The sequence below is a fragment of the Micromonospora sp. NPDC005324 genome (genome assembly GCF_040607155.1).
Lineage (GTDB): Bacteria > Actinomycetota > Actinomycetes > Mycobacteriales > Micromonosporaceae > Micromonospora > Micromonospora trifolii.
Map to the genome: position 1 here is coordinate 60,338 of NZ_JBEXGE010000031.1, position 16,504 is coordinate 76,841.

The 16,504-nt window shown below is 72.8% G+C and carries 13 protein-coding genes; 7 read left to right on the forward strand and 6 right to left on the reverse strand.

What is annotated here, in order from left to right:
• A complete protein-coding gene (locus ABZS40_RS26980; RefSeq protein ID WP_112587484.1) occupies nucleotides 1-231 on the reverse strand; it encodes a CDGSH iron-sulfur domain-containing protein in 231 nt (76 codons plus the stop codon).
• A 145-nt stretch (nucleotides 232-376) separates the two neighbouring features.
• Here ABZS40_RS26980 and ABZS40_RS26985 point away from each other — a divergent pair, with 145 nt between their 5' ends.
• Nucleotides 377-1,819, forward strand: a complete 1,443-nt coding sequence (locus ABZS40_RS26985; RefSeq protein ID WP_354946295.1) for a hypothetical protein — start codon at nucleotides 377-379, stop codon at nucleotides 1,817-1,819.
• 221 nt (nucleotides 1,820-2,040) lie between these two features.
• A complete protein-coding gene (locus ABZS40_RS26990) occupies nucleotides 2,041-3,183 on the forward strand; it encodes a SigB/SigF/SigG family RNA polymerase sigma factor (RefSeq protein WP_354946296.1) in 1,143 nt (380 codons plus the stop codon).
• A 65-nt stretch (nucleotides 3,184-3,248) separates the two neighbouring features.
• Here ABZS40_RS26990 and ctaD read toward each other — a convergent pair whose 3' ends face one another.
• The 5 genes from ctaD to ABZS40_RS27015 all read right to left on the reverse strand — a co-directional run bounded on the left by ctaD (nucleotide 3,249) and on the right by ABZS40_RS27015 (nucleotide 8,929).
• Nucleotides 3,249-5,240 carry a cytochrome c oxidase subunit I gene (gene ctaD, locus ABZS40_RS26995; protein WP_354946297.1) on the reverse strand — a complete coding sequence of 664 codons (1,992 nt, stop codon included), beginning with the start codon at nucleotides 5,238-5,240 and terminating at the stop codon, nucleotides 3,249-3,251.
• Nucleotides 5,241-5,365: 125 nt separating this feature from the next.
• Complete coding sequence (locus tag ABZS40_RS27000) at nucleotides 5,366-6,094, reverse strand: ATP-binding protein (RefSeq protein ID WP_354946298.1); 729 nt, start codon at nucleotides 6,092-6,094, stop codon at nucleotides 5,366-5,368.
• A gap of 145 nt (nucleotides 6,095-6,239) precedes the next feature.
• The gene (locus tag ABZS40_RS27005; protein ID WP_354946299.1) at nucleotides 6,240-6,698 is read right to left on the reverse strand and encodes a DUF4383 domain-containing protein; all 459 of its coding nucleotides are present in this window, start codon (nucleotides 6,696-6,698) and stop codon (nucleotides 6,240-6,242) included.
• Nucleotides 6,699-6,782: 84 nt separating this feature from the next.
• On the reverse strand, nucleotides 6,783-7,922 hold the full coding sequence (locus tag ABZS40_RS27010; protein WP_354946323.1) for a glycosyltransferase: 1,140 nt from the start codon (nucleotides 7,920-7,922) through the stop codon (nucleotides 6,783-6,785).
• A 23-nt stretch (nucleotides 7,923-7,945) separates the two neighbouring features.
• Nucleotides 7,946-8,929, reverse strand: a complete 984-nt coding sequence (locus tag ABZS40_RS27015) for a glucosyl-3-phosphoglycerate synthase (RefSeq protein ID WP_354946324.1) — start codon at nucleotides 8,927-8,929, stop codon at nucleotides 7,946-7,948.
• Between the two features lie 227 nt (nucleotides 8,930-9,156).
• Here ABZS40_RS27015 and ABZS40_RS27020 point away from each other — a divergent pair, with 227 nt between their 5' ends.
• From ABZS40_RS27020 to ABZS40_RS27040, 5 genes are all read left to right on the forward strand, one after another.
• Nucleotides 9,157-10,167 (forward strand): Gfo/Idh/MocA family oxidoreductase, encoded by a 1,011-nt coding sequence (locus tag ABZS40_RS27020; protein ID WP_354946300.1) that lies wholly within the window; start codon nucleotides 9,157-9,159, stop codon nucleotides 10,165-10,167.
• On the forward strand, nucleotides 10,160-11,248 hold the full coding sequence (locus ABZS40_RS27025) for a zinc-binding alcohol dehydrogenase (RefSeq protein ID WP_354946301.1): 1,089 nt from the start codon (nucleotides 10,160-10,162) through the stop codon (nucleotides 11,246-11,248). The genes ABZS40_RS27020 and ABZS40_RS27025 overlap by 8 nt, the downstream gene beginning before the upstream one ends.
• 41 nt (nucleotides 11,249-11,289) lie before the next feature.
• A complete protein-coding gene (locus tag ABZS40_RS27030; RefSeq protein ID WP_354946302.1) occupies nucleotides 11,290-13,098 on the forward strand; it encodes an ABC transporter ATP-binding protein in 1,809 nt (602 codons plus the stop codon).
• 75 nt (nucleotides 13,099-13,173) lie between these two features.
• Nucleotides 13,174-15,465 carry an accessory Sec system translocase SecA2 gene (gene secA2, locus ABZS40_RS27035; RefSeq protein WP_354946303.1) on the forward strand — a complete coding sequence of 764 codons (2,292 nt, stop codon included), beginning with the start codon at nucleotides 13,174-13,176 and terminating at the stop codon, nucleotides 15,463-15,465.
• A gap of 181 nt (nucleotides 15,466-15,646) precedes the next feature.
• A complete protein-coding gene (locus ABZS40_RS27040) occupies nucleotides 15,647-16,387 on the forward strand; it encodes a GAF and ANTAR domain-containing protein (RefSeq protein WP_354946304.1) in 741 nt (246 codons plus the stop codon).
• Nucleotides 16,388-16,504 lie beyond the last annotated feature (117 nt).

The following is a 16,504-nucleotide window of genomic DNA, read 5'->3' on the forward strand; positions in this document are numbered from 1 at the left end:
TCAGCCCTCGCGGGTGGTGCCCGCGCGGAAGTTGATCGCCTTGTGGGTGCCGTCGCAGAACGGCTTGAGCGCCGACTTGCCGCACCGGCACAGCGCCACAGTGCCCCGCCGCGCGTCGATGCGCTCACCGTCGGGGGTGACCAACGCGAAGTCGCCGCGGACCAGCAACGGTCCGTCCTCGTACGGGGTGATCGTGGCGGCGGCGGGCTCGCTGGTGTCGTCGGTGCGCATGGCCCCGGAAGTGCCCGTCCTGTCCCTGGCGAAACCCGAGCCGCCGAACGCCGGTGATGACCGGGGCACCCCGCTGACCAGCGGAATGTACCGCCGGGTGGGTGATGCCCCGTTTGAACCCCATCGGGACGGGAAGCCGGGCCGCGTGGTGAGCGAACGAGGCAAGGTGGGGCCGGTGCACAAGGTGCACAAGGGGCTCACGGCCGATGGTGCCGGTCTGGCCGGCGACCGGGTCGTGGCCGCGGGCAGCTCCGCCCGGGTGCTGGTCGCCGCCACCGCCCGGGCACTGCGGGGGGTCGACTGCGCGGACCTCGGGCACACCGGGCCGACGTCGCGGTTCCCCGGCGCCCCCGAGCCGGTACGCCGTGCCGCGGTCACCCGTGCCGCCGGCCGGGTCGCGCTCACAGTGGCCCAGATCGGCGAGGTGGACGCCGCCCGGGTGGCCCGCTGGTTCGTCGACCAGTACCCCCGCCGCCGCTACCCCGGGGTGCTCATCGGCTCTCCGCACGGCGCGGCCGCGCACCTCGCGGTGGCCCTCGGCGTGCCGTGGCTGCCGGCGGGCTTCGAGATGACAGTGCACTGGTCCGACGGCGGGGTGGACCGCCCGGCGGACGCCGCGGAGCATGGCGCGGCACTCGCCACCCGGTTGCTCGCCGGCAACGCCGACCTGCACCTGCGCCAGGTGCACTGCCCGGCCAGCCGTGGCGCGCTGACCGGGGCGACCGTGTCGCTGATGGCCGCGTGGAGGGCCCTACCGGCCGCGTACGCGCAGTTCCTGGCCGACCGGCTGGTGCCGGGTGCCCCCGTGCTGCTGGTCGGCGACGCGCGCACCTGGCCGGTGCTGGAGCGCGGACCGGGACACAGCTTCCAGGTCGGCTGCCCGGGCAGCGGGCTGGACCCGGTGGACTTCCACCCGGACAGCCACGCGTTGCGGCAGGTGCTTCGCTCCGCCGGCGGCGACGCGACCCGGTGGGAGCCGCCGGAGGTGTCAGTACCGTCGGCGTACGCCGAGCACGGCGTCGACTCGGGCTTCGAGGTGGCCGCGCGGGACTGGTCCACCCGCCACCAGCACCCGTTGCACCGGGTGTTGGTGCCCCGGCCGGCGGCGCTGAGCGCGGGCGTGGCCGACCTGTACCGGCGGTGGCTGCGGCGCGCCGGCAAGACCGGTGACCGGTTGGTGGTGGAATGCGGTCGACTGCTCGACCCGTGGCAGGTGATGCGGGCGGGGCTGGTGCCGTACTGGTGTGAGAACGCCACCCGCCGCAGCGTCGACGAGGCCGAGTGGTGGCTCGCGGGCAGCGAGGCGTTCAGCTCGGTGGACGTGTTGCCCGAGCCGCCCGGGGTGCGCTCGCCAGCGCTGGCCGGGCTGCCGCAGTGGCTGGCCGTCGCCGGGTTCGGCCGGCGGCGTCGGGCGCTGGACCGCACCACCGCCCGGGGCTACCCGGTCACCTCGGTGCCCACCCGTCGGGCCACCGAGGTGCTGCGCGCCCAGCCGTACGACCTGCCCGTGCCGCCCCCGCTGGGGGTCGACGAGGCACTGGCCGTGCTCCGCGACAGCGGCGGCCACCAGGGGTTGTTGGTCTCCTGAGACGGAGCACGCCGAAACTTCCTCGCGAACCCGGGGTCCCGTGATTGAGTACCTACGGAGCGGGAACATCGCTGGCTGCGACGGCCTAATTGCGCTGCGTAGAGGCGGTGTCGCCCGCTGGCATCCAGTCACTGACCCACTTTCCGGCCCGGTGCGTGGCTCGACCACGCGCACGACCGGTTTCCCGATCCGGGCGGGGGACCTTCCTGAGGGAGGCGCGGATGTTCGGACAGTCGAGCACGACCACGACCACACCACCACCCACCGATCGAGGTCTGGAGGATCTCGACGCGGCGGCGATGGCGTACGCGGCCCGGATCGCCGGGCTGCCGCCGGAGCGGCATGGGGAGGCCCGGGACGACCTGGTGCGCTTCGCGCTGCCCTTCGCCGGCCGGCTGGCCCGCCGGTACCGGGGGCGGGGGGAGCCGCTGGAGGACCTGGAGCAGGTGGCCCGGCTGGGGCTGGTCAACGCCGTCGACCGCTATGACCCGGAACGGGGCTCGTTCACCGCGTACGCCGCGATCACCATCGTGGGCGAGATCAAACGGCACTTCCGGGACCGTACGTGGGGCGTGCACGTGCCCCGCCGGTTGCGGGACCTGATCCTCGAGGTGGGACAGGCCACCGCGGCGCTCACCAGCGAGCTGTCCCGGGCCCCGTCGGTGGCCGAGCTGTCGGCCCGGCTGGAGACCCCGGAGGAGGAGATCCTCGCCGCCCTGGAGTCGGCGGCCGGCTACAGCCCCGCCTCGCTGAACGCGCCGGTGGGTGGGGAGAGCTCCGCCGAGTTCGGAGACCTGGTCGGCGAGTCCGACAACGCGTTGGAGTCGGTCGACGACCGGGTGACGGTGAGCGGTCTGCTGCACCGACTGCCCTGGCGTGAGCGACGGATCCTCGCGATGCGCTTCTATGGCAACCAGACCCAGGCGGAGATCGCCGCCCGGTTCGGCATTTCGCAGATGCACGTCTCCCGGCTGCTGTCGCGGGCGCTCACCTGGCTGCGCCAGGCGATGCTCGCCGACGCGCCGCCGCCGTGGCAGAACGGCGCCGCCGAACCCGACCCGGGCAAGACCCGGATCTCGGTCAAGCAGGACGGCGACTCGGTGGTGGTCGAGGTCGGCGGCGAGATCGACCGCGACGGCGCGGACCAGCTGCGCCGGGCCATGCTGGAGGCGGTCACCGGCCAGCCCAGCGAGGTGGTCGTCGACCTGGTCGGCGCGGGTGGCTTCGACGCCGGTGGGATCGCCGCGCTGATGGCCGGTCGGGACGCGGCGGAGCGGACCGGGGTGCCGCTGCGGCTGACCCGGGTCCAGCCTGCGGTACGCCGCTCGCTCACCGCCGCCGGCCTGGCGCCGGCCCGGGACTGATCGCACACTGACGAACGAAGGGCCGACACCCCGCCGGGTGTCGGCCCTTATGCGCGTACCCCTGCTCAATGCTCTTCGGGGTTGCCGTCGCTGTGCGGGTGGCGCCAGCGCTCGTGCGGCTTCGGCGCGTCCTCGGCGTCCTTCGGCGGGTCGCTCTGCTCGAAGCTCGGCCGGCGGACGCCCTCGGGCTCCGGCACGTCCACCGGCCGGGCGCCGGAGCGCGGCGCTGGCTGGTAGTCGACAGCGTCGCGGGCGCCGTGCGCGCCCTCGGCGGACGGCGACTCCGGGACGTGGTGCTCCGTCCGCAGCTCCTCGGCGAACTGCTGCGGCGGCTTGGTGGTGCGCTGCGGCAGGTCGCGGCCCAGGTCGGCGACGAGCGGCCCGTACTTCAGGTCGAAGGCGGGGCGCTCGGAGCGGATCCGGGGCATCTGGTCGAAGTTGCGCAGCGGTGGGGGGCAGCTGGTGGCCCATTCGAGGGAGTTGCCGAAGCCCCACGGGTCGTCCACCGTCACCACCGCCCCGTAGCGCCAGGACTTCCAGGCGTTGTAGATGAAGAAGAGGGTGGACAGGCCGAGGATGAACGCGAAGATGCTGGAGATCGTGTTCAGGGTGGTGAAGCCGTCGGTGGGCAGGTAGTCGGCGTACCGGCGGGGCATGCCCTCGCTGCCCAGCCAGTGGTGCACCAGGAAGGTGCCGTGGAAGCCGATGAACATCGTCCAGAAGTGCGCCTTGCCGAGCCGCTCGTCGAGCAGCCGCCCGGTCATCTTGGGCCACCAGAAGTAGTAGCCGCCGAAGAGGGCGAAGACCACGGTGCCGAACACCACGTAGTGGAAGTGCGCCACCACGAAGTAGCTGTCGTGGGTGTGCCAGTCGACCGGCGGGCTGGCCAGCAGCACCCCGGTGAGGCCGCCGAGCAGGAAGGTGACCAGGAAGCCGATGGCGAAGAGCATCGGCGTCTCGAAGGTGAGCTGGCCCTTCCACATGGTGCCGATCCAGTTGAAGAACTTCACACCGGTGGGCACCGCGATCAGGTAGCTCAGGATGCTGAAGAACGGCAGCAGCACCTGGCCGGTGGCGAACATGTGGTGCGCCCAGACCGTCATGGACAGCACGGTGATGGCGATGGTGGCCAGCACGATCCCGGTGTAGCCGAAGAGCGGCTTGCGGGAGAAGACCGGAATGATCTCGGTGATGATGCCGAAGAACGGCAACGCGATGATGTAGACCTCGGGGTGGCCGAAGAACCAGAACAGGTGCTGCCAGAGCATCGGGCCGCCGGTGGCCGCGTCGTACACGTGCGCGTTGAGCAACCGGTCGGCGGAGAGCGCCAGCAGCGCGGCGGCCAGCAGCGGGAAGACGAGGATCACCAGCACGCTGGTGAACAGCATGTTCCAGGTGAAGATCGGCATCCGGAACATGGTCATGCCGGGCGCGCGCAGGGTGAGGATCGTGGTGATCAGATTGACCGCGCCGAGGATGGTGCCGAGCCCGGAGATGACGAGGCCCACCACCCACATGTTCGCGCCCACGCCTGGGCTGTTCTCGTAACTGCTGAGCGGGCTGTACGCGGTCCAACCGAAGTCCGCAGAGCCGCCCGGGGCGAGGAACCCGCCGACCACCATGAGGCCGCCGAAGAGGTACAGCCAGTAGGCGAGCGCGTTGAGGCGGGGGAACGACACGTCCGGTGCGCCGATCTGGATCGGCACGATGTAGTTGGCGAACCCGAACGCGGCGGGCGTGGCGAACAGCAGCAGCATCACCGCGCCGTGCGAGGTGAAGAGCTGGTTGTACTGCTCGGAGGAGAGGAACTGCAGCCCCGGGCGGGCCAGCTCGGCGCGCATCAGCATCGCCTGGAGCCCGGCCAGCAGGAAGAACCCGAAGGAGGTCAGCAGATACAGCAGGCCGATCTGCTTGTGGTCGGTCGTGGCGAGGAACTTGATCAGGGAGTTACCGGGGACCGGCGCTCGTACCGCTCCCGGGAACCCCCCGAAACGGGCCGGTGCCAGGATCGCCGGGCCCCGATCGCGCCCGGGTTCCGTGGTTACCCGCTTGGGCATGGCTGCTCACCCCGTCGTGACGGCAGAAAGGACGAGCGTGCCTACCCGACCCTCGCACCATGTAACCAGGCCAGAGCGGTAATTTCGGTCAGAACGCTGGTACCGGGCGTAAGCGCCTCGAACGCTCAGGTTGCCGGCAGCATCGCCCAGACGGCCTTGCCCTGCCCGGCCGGCACGCTGCCCCACCGCTGGGTCAACTCCCGGACCAGCATCAACCCTCGTCCACCCTCGGCGTGCAGGTCCGTCCCGCCCGCCCGGGCCTGGGCGCTGCTGCCGTCCACCACCGCCAGGTGCAGATACGGCCGGCGCAGGGTCACCGTCACCTGCATCGGCGTGCCGGCGTGGCGCACCACGTTGCCGACCAGCTCGCTGAGCACCAACGCGGCCGGGCCGGACGCGTCGGGCAGGTTCCACCGCGCGCACGCGTCGGTGACCAGCTCCCGGGCCCGTCGGCAGGCCCCGGCCACCGGCTCCAGCCGGGCCCGCATCCGCAACGGGGACGTCGTGCCGGCCAACCGGGTCGCCTCCGCGCAGTCCGCGGAGACCGGGAGCACCCGGCACGTGGTCGACTCGGCCAGCCATCGCGCGGCGATCGGCGACGGGGAGCAGAGCAGCACCGGCACGGCCGGCCACTCCTCGGCCCGGCGGGCGGTAGCGGCGAACACGGACAGCGCCAAGCGGTCCTCGACGTTCACCTCGGCCATGTCGACCACCAGCGCCTCCGGCTGGTCGACCAGCGCCTCGGTCAGCGCGTGGTGCACCGAGCGCATCGTGCCCAGGTGCAGCGGGCCGGCGAGCCGAACGACCGCCACCGGTGCCGTGCTGCGCACCTCGCAGGTGATCCGGCTCGACATCGGCGCCTCAATTCGCTGCTGGGTCGGGATCTGCCAACTACCCGAGGCCGTTCCCGATCAAACCGGACCGACGGCGGGGCGAGGCAGGTCACGTCCCGCAACCCCAGGTCAGGGACCGAACCGGCCGGTCAGGCGGCGTCGGCGGTCAGCGGCGGGGCCGGCCGGTCAGGACGCCCAGCGCGATCATGCCGACGCCGAGCCCCAGGTGCAGCCAGTCGTCGGCGTCGTTGACCGGCAGCACGTTCGCCCCGGTCTCGTGGTCCACCGCCAGCCCGTAGAGCCAGAGCACCAGGTAGACCGCGCCGCCGCCGATCAGGAACGCCCGAGCGCCGGTGACCGTCCGGGCCAACAGCAGACCCACCACCCCGTACGCCAGGTGCACCAGGTTGTGCAGCACCGACACCTGGAAGACGCCGAACAGGTACGCGCCCGAGTCGTGGCCGGCGAAGCGCAGCGCGTCCATGCCGGTGGTGATCCCCGGCACGAAGCCGAGCACGCCGACCAGCAGGAACAACACCCCCGCCGTGGCCGCCGCGCGACGGACCGGCGGCTTGCCGTCGGCCGGGTTGGGTCGGGCCCGGGAGTGCGCCATCGGTCCGACCATTCCCGGCTCCTCGTCGCGCGGCGGGCATAAGCGCTGCCGGCTACCCGCTGTCGCGACCGGCAAACCGGCCGGCCCCGCCGTCGGTCAGGCCGGCAGCAACCTCGGCGCGCTCGCCGACTGCCGGACCCGCTCGTACAGCTCGACGTAACGCTGCGCCATCACCGCGGGAGTGAAGCGCTGCGCGGCCACCCGCCGGCACTCGTCGGGGTCGAGCGTCTCGGCGGCGAGGACGAGGTCGTCCAGCTCCTCCTCGTCGGCGGTGAGCAGCCCGGTACGGCCGTGCTCGATCAGCTCCGGCAGGCAACCCCGGGCGGTGGCCACCACCGGCGTACCCAGGGCGAGCGACTCGACGACCGCCGTGCCGCCCGGCTCCTCCCACCGCAGCGGGAACAGCGACGCGCGGGCGCCGGCGAGCAGGTCGTCACGCTCCTGGCCGGCCACGGTCCCGACCCAGCGGACCAGGTCGCCGTCGACGTGCGGTGCCACCTCGTCGAGAAAGAACCGCACGTCCGGGTTCTGTCGGGCCTCGTCGCCGGCCGCGGCCAGGTCGGCCGGCCGATGGTACGGGCCCACGGGCCCGGCCAGCACCAGCGGAACACCGACCCGGTGCGCGAGCCGGGCACCCACGTCCTGGCCCTTACCCGGGTTGATCCGGCCCAGGATGAGCAGGTGCTCGCCCTTCTCCGGTCGGGGCCGCCGGTCAGCGTCGACGGCGAGCGGCGTGGACAGGTGCACATGGCCCACCGAGTGCTCCCGCAGCGCCAGCGGGGCGCGGGCCAGCTGCGACGCGGAGACGCCGTTGACCCGGACCCGGTCGCCGCCGTCCAGGTTGCCGTAGAGAGCCGGGTGCTTGGCCAGGTCCCAGTGCAGGGTGTGCAGGGTCGGCGGTCCGGCCGGCCCCATCGCGGCGAGGGTCGCCAGACCGACCGCCTCGACGTGGTCGTGCACCAGGTCGATGTCGTCGCGGGATTGCAACTCCCGGACCACCCCGGCCAGGTGCGCCTGGGCGATCCCGCAGACCTGGTTATACGGCCGCTGCAACGCGGCGAACTGCCCGTCGTCGAAGACCGAGATCTGCTCGTCCACCGGCAGGGTGCTGCTGCCCACCGAGGCGAGCACCACCCGTACGCCGAGTCGCCGCAGCTCCGGCACCAGCGTGGCGATGACGTTCTCGATGCCGCCGTACCCGGGCGGTGGCACCGACAGCCACGGGCCGGCGTTCATCAGCACGGTGAGGCTCGTCGCGCTCACGCGGCGGCCACCCGACGGCGGGGCACCCGGTGGCGCAGTTCGGCCAACGGCGGGCGCTCCTCGATGGACACGTCGCTGACCACGATCTCGCGGTCCAGGTTCGGCAGAGTGTCCGAACCACCGCGACGGAACTGGGTCAGCAACGACTCCGGCGCCAGACCTGGGGTCGCCCAGCCGCGCCGTTGCAGCCGGGACCAGGCGGTCAACATGATCTGCGCGGACATCCGGCCCAGGGCGGCGGTGTCCTGGTGGCGGTGCTTGCGCTCACCGAGGTCGACCTGCGCCAGCGCGTCCAGGCCGACCAGGTCGAGCAGGTCGATCATCATGGCCGTCTCCACCCCGTACCCGGAGACGAACGGCACCTGGGACAGCACGTCCCGGCGACCCGCGTACTCGCCGGCGAGCGGCTGCACGAAGCCGGCCAGCTCGGGCCAGAAGAGGTTGAGCAGCGGACGGGCCATCAACTCGGTGACCCGGCCCCCGCCGTCCTGCTCCACGCTTGCCGTGCCGACCAGGGGCCGGTGGTAGAAGCCCTTCACGAAGTCGACCGACGGGTCGGTCAACAGCGGGCCGAGCAGCCCGCTCACGAAGTGCGGCCGGAACTCCCGCAGGTCGGCGTCGATGAACGCCACCACGTCACCCTCGGCGGCGGCCAGCCCGGCCCAGAGCGCGTCGCCCTTGCCGGTGAGCCGGGGCAACCCCCGGGTCATCGCGTCCTGACTGACCACCTCCGCGCCGGCGGCGCGGGCCACCTGCGCGGTCCGGTCCGTCGAGCGGGAGTCCACCACGATCAGCTCGTCGACCAGGGCCACCCGATCCATCAGGTGCTCCCGGATGGTCGACACGATCGCGCCGACGGTGGCCTCCTCGTTGCGCGCCGGCAGCACCACGCTGACCCGGGTCTGACCCTTGGCACGCATCAGCCGACGCGTCGGCCAGTCGGCAGCCGACGTCGTCCGGTACGTGGCCCACGCCTCCACCACCGGTGACACGCTCGATGTTGTGTCCCGCACGGGCACCCCTCCGTTCGTGCGTGGAAAAACCGAAATTGGTTGTTCCCATTCCCCATCACGCGCTAACCGCTTTCTCGGCAACATCTTGATCACAGAGGTGACGACAACGCGTTCCCGGGGGATGAACGTTTGATTGCGCACACCCCAGGGGACTGCTCCCACCGCACATGAAATGTCTTCGAAGGGATGTCGGAATGCGGAAATGCCGGGTGGGTCTGGTCGGCGCCGGTGGCGTGGCACAGCGCCACGCGCGGGTACTGGCCGGGTTCGACGACGTCGAACTGGTCGGCGTCACGGACGTCGCGCCGGAGGCCGCGTCCGCGCTGGCCGCACAGCACGGCGGGCGGGCCTGCGCCGACGTCGCCGAGCTGCTGGCCACCGATCTGGACGCCGTGTACGTCTGCGTGCCACCGTTCGCGCACGGTCCCGCCGAGGAGGCGGTGATCGAGGCCGGGGTGCCGATGTTCGTGGAGAAGCCCGTCGCTGTCGACCTGAACACCGCCGAGCGGATCGCCGACCTGGTCGGGCGGCGTGGGCTGCGCACCGCCGTCGGCCACCACTGGCGCTACCTGAGTGTGCTCGACCAGGCCCGCGACCTGCTCGCCGACCGTCCGGTGCGGATGGTCAGCGGCGCCTGGCTGGACAAGGTGCCCCCGGTGGCGTGGTGGTCGCGGCGGGACCGCTCCGGCGGGCCGGTGGTCGAGCAGGCCGCCCACGTGCTCGACCTGATCCGCGTGCTGGCCGGTGAGGTGACCGAGGTCACCGCGTACGGCAACGGCACCCCACCGCCGGTCGACGGCGCCGACATCGACTCGGTGACCACCGCAGCGCTGCGCTTCGCCGACGGCGCGGTCGGCACGCTCAGCGCCGCCTGCGTCCTCGGCTGGAAGCACCGCGCCGGCCTGGAGATCCTCGCCGACGGACTGGCCCTCGTCATCACCGAGGACGGGCTGTCGATCCGCGACGCTGACGGCGAACGACACGTCCCCGCCGACCCGGAAGCCGCCCGGGTGGCGGTGGACCGCGCCTTCGTCGACGCCGTCCGCGGCATCGGCGACGACGTGCGCGTCCCGTACGCCGAGGCCCTCGCGACCCAACGCCTGGCCCTCGCTGTGGCCGACTCGGCCCGTACCGGCACCACGGTGCGGCTCGCCACCGCGACCGCCCCGGCGGTGCTCGCCAGCGGGGTGACAGTCGATGCGTGACAAGGTCGTGGTGGTCACCGGCCCCGGTCGGGTCGATCTGGTCGAGCAGGACGCCGCCCCGCTGCGCCCCGGCACGTTCCGGGTCGAGACGCTGTTCAGCGGTGTGTCCGCCGGCACCGAGCTGAGCTACGTCAAGGGCACGAACCCCTACCTGAACGTCACCTGGAACGCCGACCTGGGCCTGTTCCAGCCGGGCGCGGCCAGCACGCCCTACCCGGTCACCCGACTCGGCTACATGCAGGTCGGCCGGGTGGTGGAGAGCGAGACCCCGGCCATCGAGGTGGGCACTGTCGGCGCGATGACGTACGGGCACCGCACCGGCTGGTTGGCCGACCCGGTCGCCGAACGGTTCGTGGCGCTGCCCGACGACCTGGACCCGCTGCTCGGCGTCTACGTCGCGCACATGGGCCCGATCTGCGCCAACGGTCTGCTGCACGCCGCCGCCGACCTGCACGGCACCGACGTCCGGGCGCTCGGCGACGGGGTACGCGGCCGACGGGTCGCCGTCGTCGGCGCCGGTGTCGTGGCGCTGCTGACGGCGTTGTTCGCCCGGCGCAACGGCGCCGCGTCGGTGGTGGTGCTCGACCCCACCCCGCAACGCCGCCAGGTCGCCGAGGCGCTCGGTCTGGAAACCCTCGACCCCGACGCGGACGACCCGGCGGTGGTGCTCAAGACCCGCTGGGCGCACACCGCCGGCGACCGGGGCGCCGACGTGGTGTTCCAGTGCCGGGGGCAGGCGTGGGCGCTGCACCTCGCCCTGCGGCTGCTGCGGCCCCAGGGCACCGTCGTCGACCTCGCCTTCTACCAGGGCGGCGCGGACGCTGTCCGCCTCGGTGAGGAGTTCCACCACAACGGTCTGTCGCTGCGCTGTGCCCAGATCGGCCGGGTGCCGCGCGGGCTCGCGCCCACCTGGGACCGCGAACGGCTCTCCGCCGAGACCGTCGACCTGCTCAGGACGTACGGCGACGCGATCCGTAAGCATCTCGTCTCGGCGGTGGTGCCGTTCGACGAGGCGCCCGCCCTCCTCACCGACCTGGCCGACCGTCGCCGCCAGGAGCTGCAGGTGGTGCTCGCCGCCTGACCCGCCTTCGCCGCCTGCCCGAGGCGGCTACCGTTCGCGACATGAGCACCGTGCAGGACCGGCCGGTTCCCGGCGACACCTCGACCGACCGGCCGGTCGGCGGCAGCCCGACGGGCCGGTCGGTCGGCCTGGCCGCGTTGCTGCCGTACCTGCGGGAGCACCGGGGCACCCTGGTCGTGGTGGGGGCGCTGTCGCTGATCGGCTCGGCGGCGTCGCTGGCGCAGCCGCTGCTCACCCGGTCGGTGCTCGAGCGGATCGGCGCCGAGCAGGGCGTGTCCCGGCTGGTGGCGGTGCTGGTGGCCCTCGTGGTGCTCGGGGCGGCGATCGGCGGGCTGCGCGACTACCTGCTGCAACGCACCGCCGAGGGAGTGGTGCTGGGCACCCGGCGCCGGCTCGCCGGTCACCTGCTGCGGCTGCCCATCGCCGAGTACGACCGCCGACGTACCGGCGACCTGCTCTCCCGGGTCGGCTCGGACACCACACTGTTGCGGGCGGTCGTCACCTCCGGGCTCTTCGAGACGGTCACCGGGGCGGTGACGGTGGTCGGCGCCGGCACGGCCATGGTGCTGCTCGACCCGCTGCTGTTCGGCGTCACCCTGCTCGGGGTGGCGCTGGGGCTGGTCTTCGCCGCCACCTTCGCCCGCCGGGTCCGGGCGCTGGCCCGGGTCGCCCAGGAGCGGATCGGCGAGATGACCTCGGCGGTGGAGCGGGCCATCTCGGCGGCCCGGACCATCCGGGCCAGCCGCGCCGAGACCCGGGAGACGGAGGCCGTCACCGGCAGCGCGCGGGGGGCGTACGCGGCGGGGCTGCGGGTGGCCCGGGTGCAGGCGTTGGTCGGCCCGATCGGCTCGGTCACCGTGCAGGGCGCGTTCCTGCTGGTGCTCGGCATCGGTGGGGCGCGGGTCGCCGCCGGGGCGATCTCCGTCGGCGACCTTGTCGCGTTCGTCATGTACCTGTTCCTGCTGGCGCTGCCGCTGGGTCAGGTGCTGCGGGCGTACACCCAGTTGCAGTCCGGCCTGGGCGCTCTCCAACGGATCGAGGAGATCCTGGCCGTGCCCGCCGAGGGCGCGGAAGACCGCCCGGCGCCCGCCGTCGCGACGGCGACCCCGCGCCGCCCGGCCCCGATGATCGAATTCGACCGGGTGGGCTTCGGCTACCCGGGCGGCGAGCCGGTGCTGCACGAGGTCAGCTTCGCGGTCCCCGCCGGCACCCGGACCGCCCTGGTCGGTCCCTCCGGCGCCGGCAAGTCCACTCTGCTGGCCCTGGTCGAGCGCTTCTACGAGGCGAGCGCCGGCGCGGTCCGACTCGATGGCACCGACGTGCGGGACCTGCCCCGCGACGCGCTGCGGGCCCGGCTCGGCTACGTCGAGCAGGAGGCCCCCGTGCTGGCCGGCACGCTGCGGGAGAACCTGCTGATCACCACCCCGGACGCCACCGACGACCGCTTACGCGACGTCCTGGACGAGGTCAACCTGGGCCACCTGGCGCAGCGCACCCCGCTGGGCCTCGACGTACAGGTGGGGGAGGGCGGGGTGCTGCTCTCCGGAGGTGAGCGGCAGCGGCTGGCCATCGCCCGCGCGCTGCTCGCCGGCCCGCCGGTGCTGCTGCTCGACGAGCCGACCAGCAACCTCGACTCCCGCAACGAGGTCGCGCTGCGCCGCGCCATCGACGCCGTGGCCGTCCGCCGAACCCTGTTGATCGTGGCGCACCGGCTCGCCACGGTGGTCGACGCCGACCAGATCGTCGTCCTCGACGGCGGCCGGGTGGTGGCCGTGGGCACCCACGCCGAACTGACCGCCACCGACCCGCTGTACCGGGAACTCGCCAGCCACCAGCTGCTGGTCGGCTGACTGCGCCCCAGGAAGGCCGACTTGCCGGGCGGCCGGGCCGCGCGCGCCGCCCGGAATCGCGTACCGTTGCCGCTCATGGGTGTGTCGCAACGGTTCAAGAGCAAGTTCCGGCGGTTCCTCCAGCGCCCCGGCTCGACCGTGGATCTTGCTCCGCTGGAGAAACTGCTCCCGGCGATCGAGGCGCGCGAGGCTGACCTCACCGCGCTCGACGACGCCGAGCTGACCGCGGCCGCGGGCGCCGCCGCCGGTTACGAGGAGATCTGCGCCGTCGGCCGCGAGGCCGCCCGCCGTGGCCTCGACCAGCGGCCGTACGACGTGCAGCTGCTCGGCGCGATGTCGCTGCTCTCTGGCAAGGTCGCCGAGATGGCCACCGGTGAGGGCAAGACACTGACCGCCACCATCGCCGCGTACGGGCACGTCCGGCTCGGCAACGGCCCGGTGCACGTGCTCACCATCAACGACTACCTGGCCCGCCGCGACGCCCAGTGGATGGAGCCGGTCTACACCCTGCTCGGCCTCACCGTCGGCTGGGTCAACGAGGCCTCGACACCGCAGGAGCGGCGCGACGCGTACGCCTGCGACGTCACCTACGTCTCGGTCAGCGAGGCGGGCTTCGACTACCTGCGCGACCAGCTGGTCACCGACGTGGAAGACCGGGTGCAGCCCGCGCTGACCACCGCCATCGTCGACGAGGCCGACTCGATCATGATCGACGAGGCCCGGGTGCCGATGGTCCTGGCCGGCGCGGTGCCGGGTGAGCAGGACCCGGTGCACGCCGCCGCCGCGCTGGTGCGTGGCCTGCGCAAGGTCAAGCACTACACGGTCGCCGAGGACGGGCGCAGCGTGGCGTTCACCTCCGCCGGCCTCGCCGCCATCGAGGCCAAGCTCGGCATCGACCTGTACGACGAGGAGCACGTCGCGCAGCTCTCCGCTGTCAACGTGGCGCTGCACGCGCACGCCCTGCTGCACCGTGACGTGGATTACATCGTCCGGGACGGCTCGGTCGAGCTGGTCGACGAGATGCGCGGCCGGGTGGCCCAGCGCCGCCGCTGGCCGGACGGTCTCCAGGCCGCGGTCGAGGCCAAGGAGGGGCTGGACGCCACCGCCGAGGGCGAGGTGCTGGGCACCATCGCCATGCAGGCGTACATCGCGCTCTACCCGAAGGTCTGCGGTATGACCGCCACCGCGGTGCTGGTCGGCGACCAGTTGCGGGAGTTCTTCGACCTCGAGGTCGCGGTGATTCCGCCGAACACCCCGTGCATCCGCGAGGACGAGCCGGACCGCATCTACGCCACCCGGGCGGAGAAGGACGAGGCGCTGATCGACGAGATCCAGCGTTGGCACGCCAAGGGGCGGCCGATGCTGATCGGCACCCTGGACGTGAAGGAGTCCGAGGGGTTGGCCGCCGGGCTGAACGCCGCCGGGGTGCCCTGCGTCGTGCTGAACGCCAAGAACGACGACGAAGAGGCGGCGATCATCGCCGAGGCCGGCGCCTACGGCGCGGTGACCGTCTCCACCCAGATGGCCGGCCGGGGCGTCGACATCCGCCTCGGCGGCAGCGACCAGACCGACCAGGAGCGGGTCGCCGAGCTGGGCGGGCTCTACGTGATCGGCAGCGGCCGGCACGACAGCCGCCGGGTGGACGACCAGCTGCGCGGTCGGGCCGGCCGACAGGGCGACCCGGGCGGCTCGGTCTTCCTCGTCAGCCTGGAGGACGACCTCGTCGTCCGACACGCCTCCGACTCGGTGCCGGCCTCGCCGCGGATGAACGCCGACGGTCTGGTGACCGACGAGCAGGTCGACTACGCGGTGGAGCACGCCCAGCGGGTCGCCGAGGGCGTCAACCACGAGATCCACCGCAACACCTGGCGCTACAGCGTGGTGATCGAGCAGCAGCGCAAGGCCCTCGCCGCCCGCCGGGAGCGGCTGCTCACCAGCGACGTGGCCGCGGTGATGCTGCTGGAGAAGGAGCCCGAGAAGGCCGGCGAGATGGACGAGGACCTGCTCGCCCGTGCCGCCCGGTCGATCGCGCTCTACCACCTGGACCGGCTCTGGGCCGAGCACCTGGCCGAGCTGTCGGAGGTCCGCGAGGGCGTGCACCTGCGCGCGCTGGGCCGGCTCGACCCGCTGGACGAGTTCCACCGGGCGGCGGTGCCGGCATTCAACGACCTGATCCCGGAGATCGAGGCCCGCACCATCGCCACCTTCACCGAGACCGAATTCGATGAGGACTGGCAGCCCAACGACGGCACCCTGGTCCGGCCCACCGCCACCTGGACGTACCTGGTGCACGACAACCCGTTCGGGTCCGAGCTCGACCGACTGATCGCGTCGATCGGGCGGCGGCTCAGCGGCGCCTCGCGCTGACGTACCGACCATCGGGGCCCCGATCGCGCCACCGCGAGCGACCGGGGCCCCGCTTTACGCCGTTTCGACCCAGGCTTCCCAGGGTAGTAGGGCTGGTCGGCCGAGTCGGGAGAGAGCAGACGATGACACAGGTGACGATGCTGGCCGGGCAGGCGCGCGACGGCACGGAGGCTGCGAACCGGTGAATCTCGACACGCGGGAACCGGTGGTGCAGACCCTCGGCGTGCTGGAAGCAGCCGCGCTGTTACGGGAGCTGACCGCCGGGCTGATCGCCCTGACCGACTTTGACGAGGCGCTGCTGGCCCTGGTCCGGGTCACCCGGGACGCCGTCGCCGGGGTGCGCTGGTGCGGGTTCACCGCCCTGCGGGCCGGCGAGCCGGCCGGGGTGGCCGCCTCCGACGAGGGGCTGACCGGGCTGGACGACCTGCGCCACGGGCCGGACACGCCGGCTATGAGCGCGGTCCACCGCCGCGAGATGATCCTCGCCGCCGACCTCGCCGGTGAGCCCCGCTGGCCCGCCTGGACGGCGCACGCCCGCGACCTCGGCGTACGCGGGGTGATCTCCGCACCGGTCGACATCGACGACCAGGTGATCGGGGCGATCAACCTGTACGCCGCCGCGCCGGACCTGCTGACCCCGCAACACCAGCTGACCGCCATGCTGCTCGCCGAACACGCCGGCCTGCTGCTCGCCGCCGTCCGCGACCGCGGCCGACAGCTCACCCTCGCCGGTGAACGGGACGCCGCACTCCTGCAGGACGGGGTGGTGGGCCAGGCCATCGGCGTGATCATGACGCAACGCGGGTGCCCGCCAGCCGAAGCCCTCGACGTGCTGCGCACCGCCGCCTCGTCGCTGGACATCCCGTTGCGCGAGGTGGCCGAGCGGCTGGTCCGAACGGTCTCCCGCCAACGCGACAACTGACCCCGCCCGCTGGGGCTGCGTCGGTCGCTGGGGCCGCGTCGGCGGTGTGATCAAACCGGGTTCCTGGAACTCGCGGTGTCAGCGACCCACGGACGCCCCGACTTCCTGCAACCCGTG

Coding starts and splice junctions, on each gene's coding strand:
- ABZS40_RS27005 (WP_354946299.1), bottom strand. CDS start 6,698: ATGGTCGGACCGATGGCGCACTCCCGGGCCCGACCCAACCCGGCCGAC.
- ABZS40_RS27020 (WP_354946300.1), top strand. CDS start 9,157: ATGCGGAAATGCCGGGTGGGTCTGGTCGGCGCCGGTGGCGTGGCACAG.
- ABZS40_RS27010 (WP_354946323.1), bottom strand. CDS start 7,922: ATGAACGCCGGCCCGTGGCTGTCGGTGCCACCGCCCGGGTACGGCGGC.
- ABZS40_RS26990 (WP_354946296.1), top strand. CDS start 2,041: ATGTTCGGACAGTCGAGCACGACCACGACCACACCACCACCCACCGAT.
- ABZS40_RS27030 (WP_354946302.1), top strand. CDS start 11,290: ATGAGCACCGTGCAGGACCGGCCGGTTCCCGGCGACACCTCGACCGAC.
- ABZS40_RS26980 (WP_112587484.1), bottom strand. CDS start 231: ATGCGCACCGACGACACCAGCGAGCCCGCCGCCGCCACGATCACCCCG.
- ABZS40_RS27025 (WP_354946301.1), top strand. CDS start 10,160: ATGCGTGACAAGGTCGTGGTGGTCACCGGCCCCGGTCGGGTCGATCTG.
- ctaD (WP_354946297.1), bottom strand. CDS start 5,240: ATGCCCAAGCGGGTAACCACGGAACCCGGGCGCGATCGGGGCCCGGCG.
- ABZS40_RS27000 (WP_354946298.1), bottom strand. CDS start 6,094: ATGTCGAGCCGGATCACCTGCGAGGTGCGCAGCACGGCACCGGTGGCG.
- secA2 (WP_354946303.1), top strand. CDS start 13,174: ATGGGTGTGTCGCAACGGTTCAAGAGCAAGTTCCGGCGGTTCCTCCAG.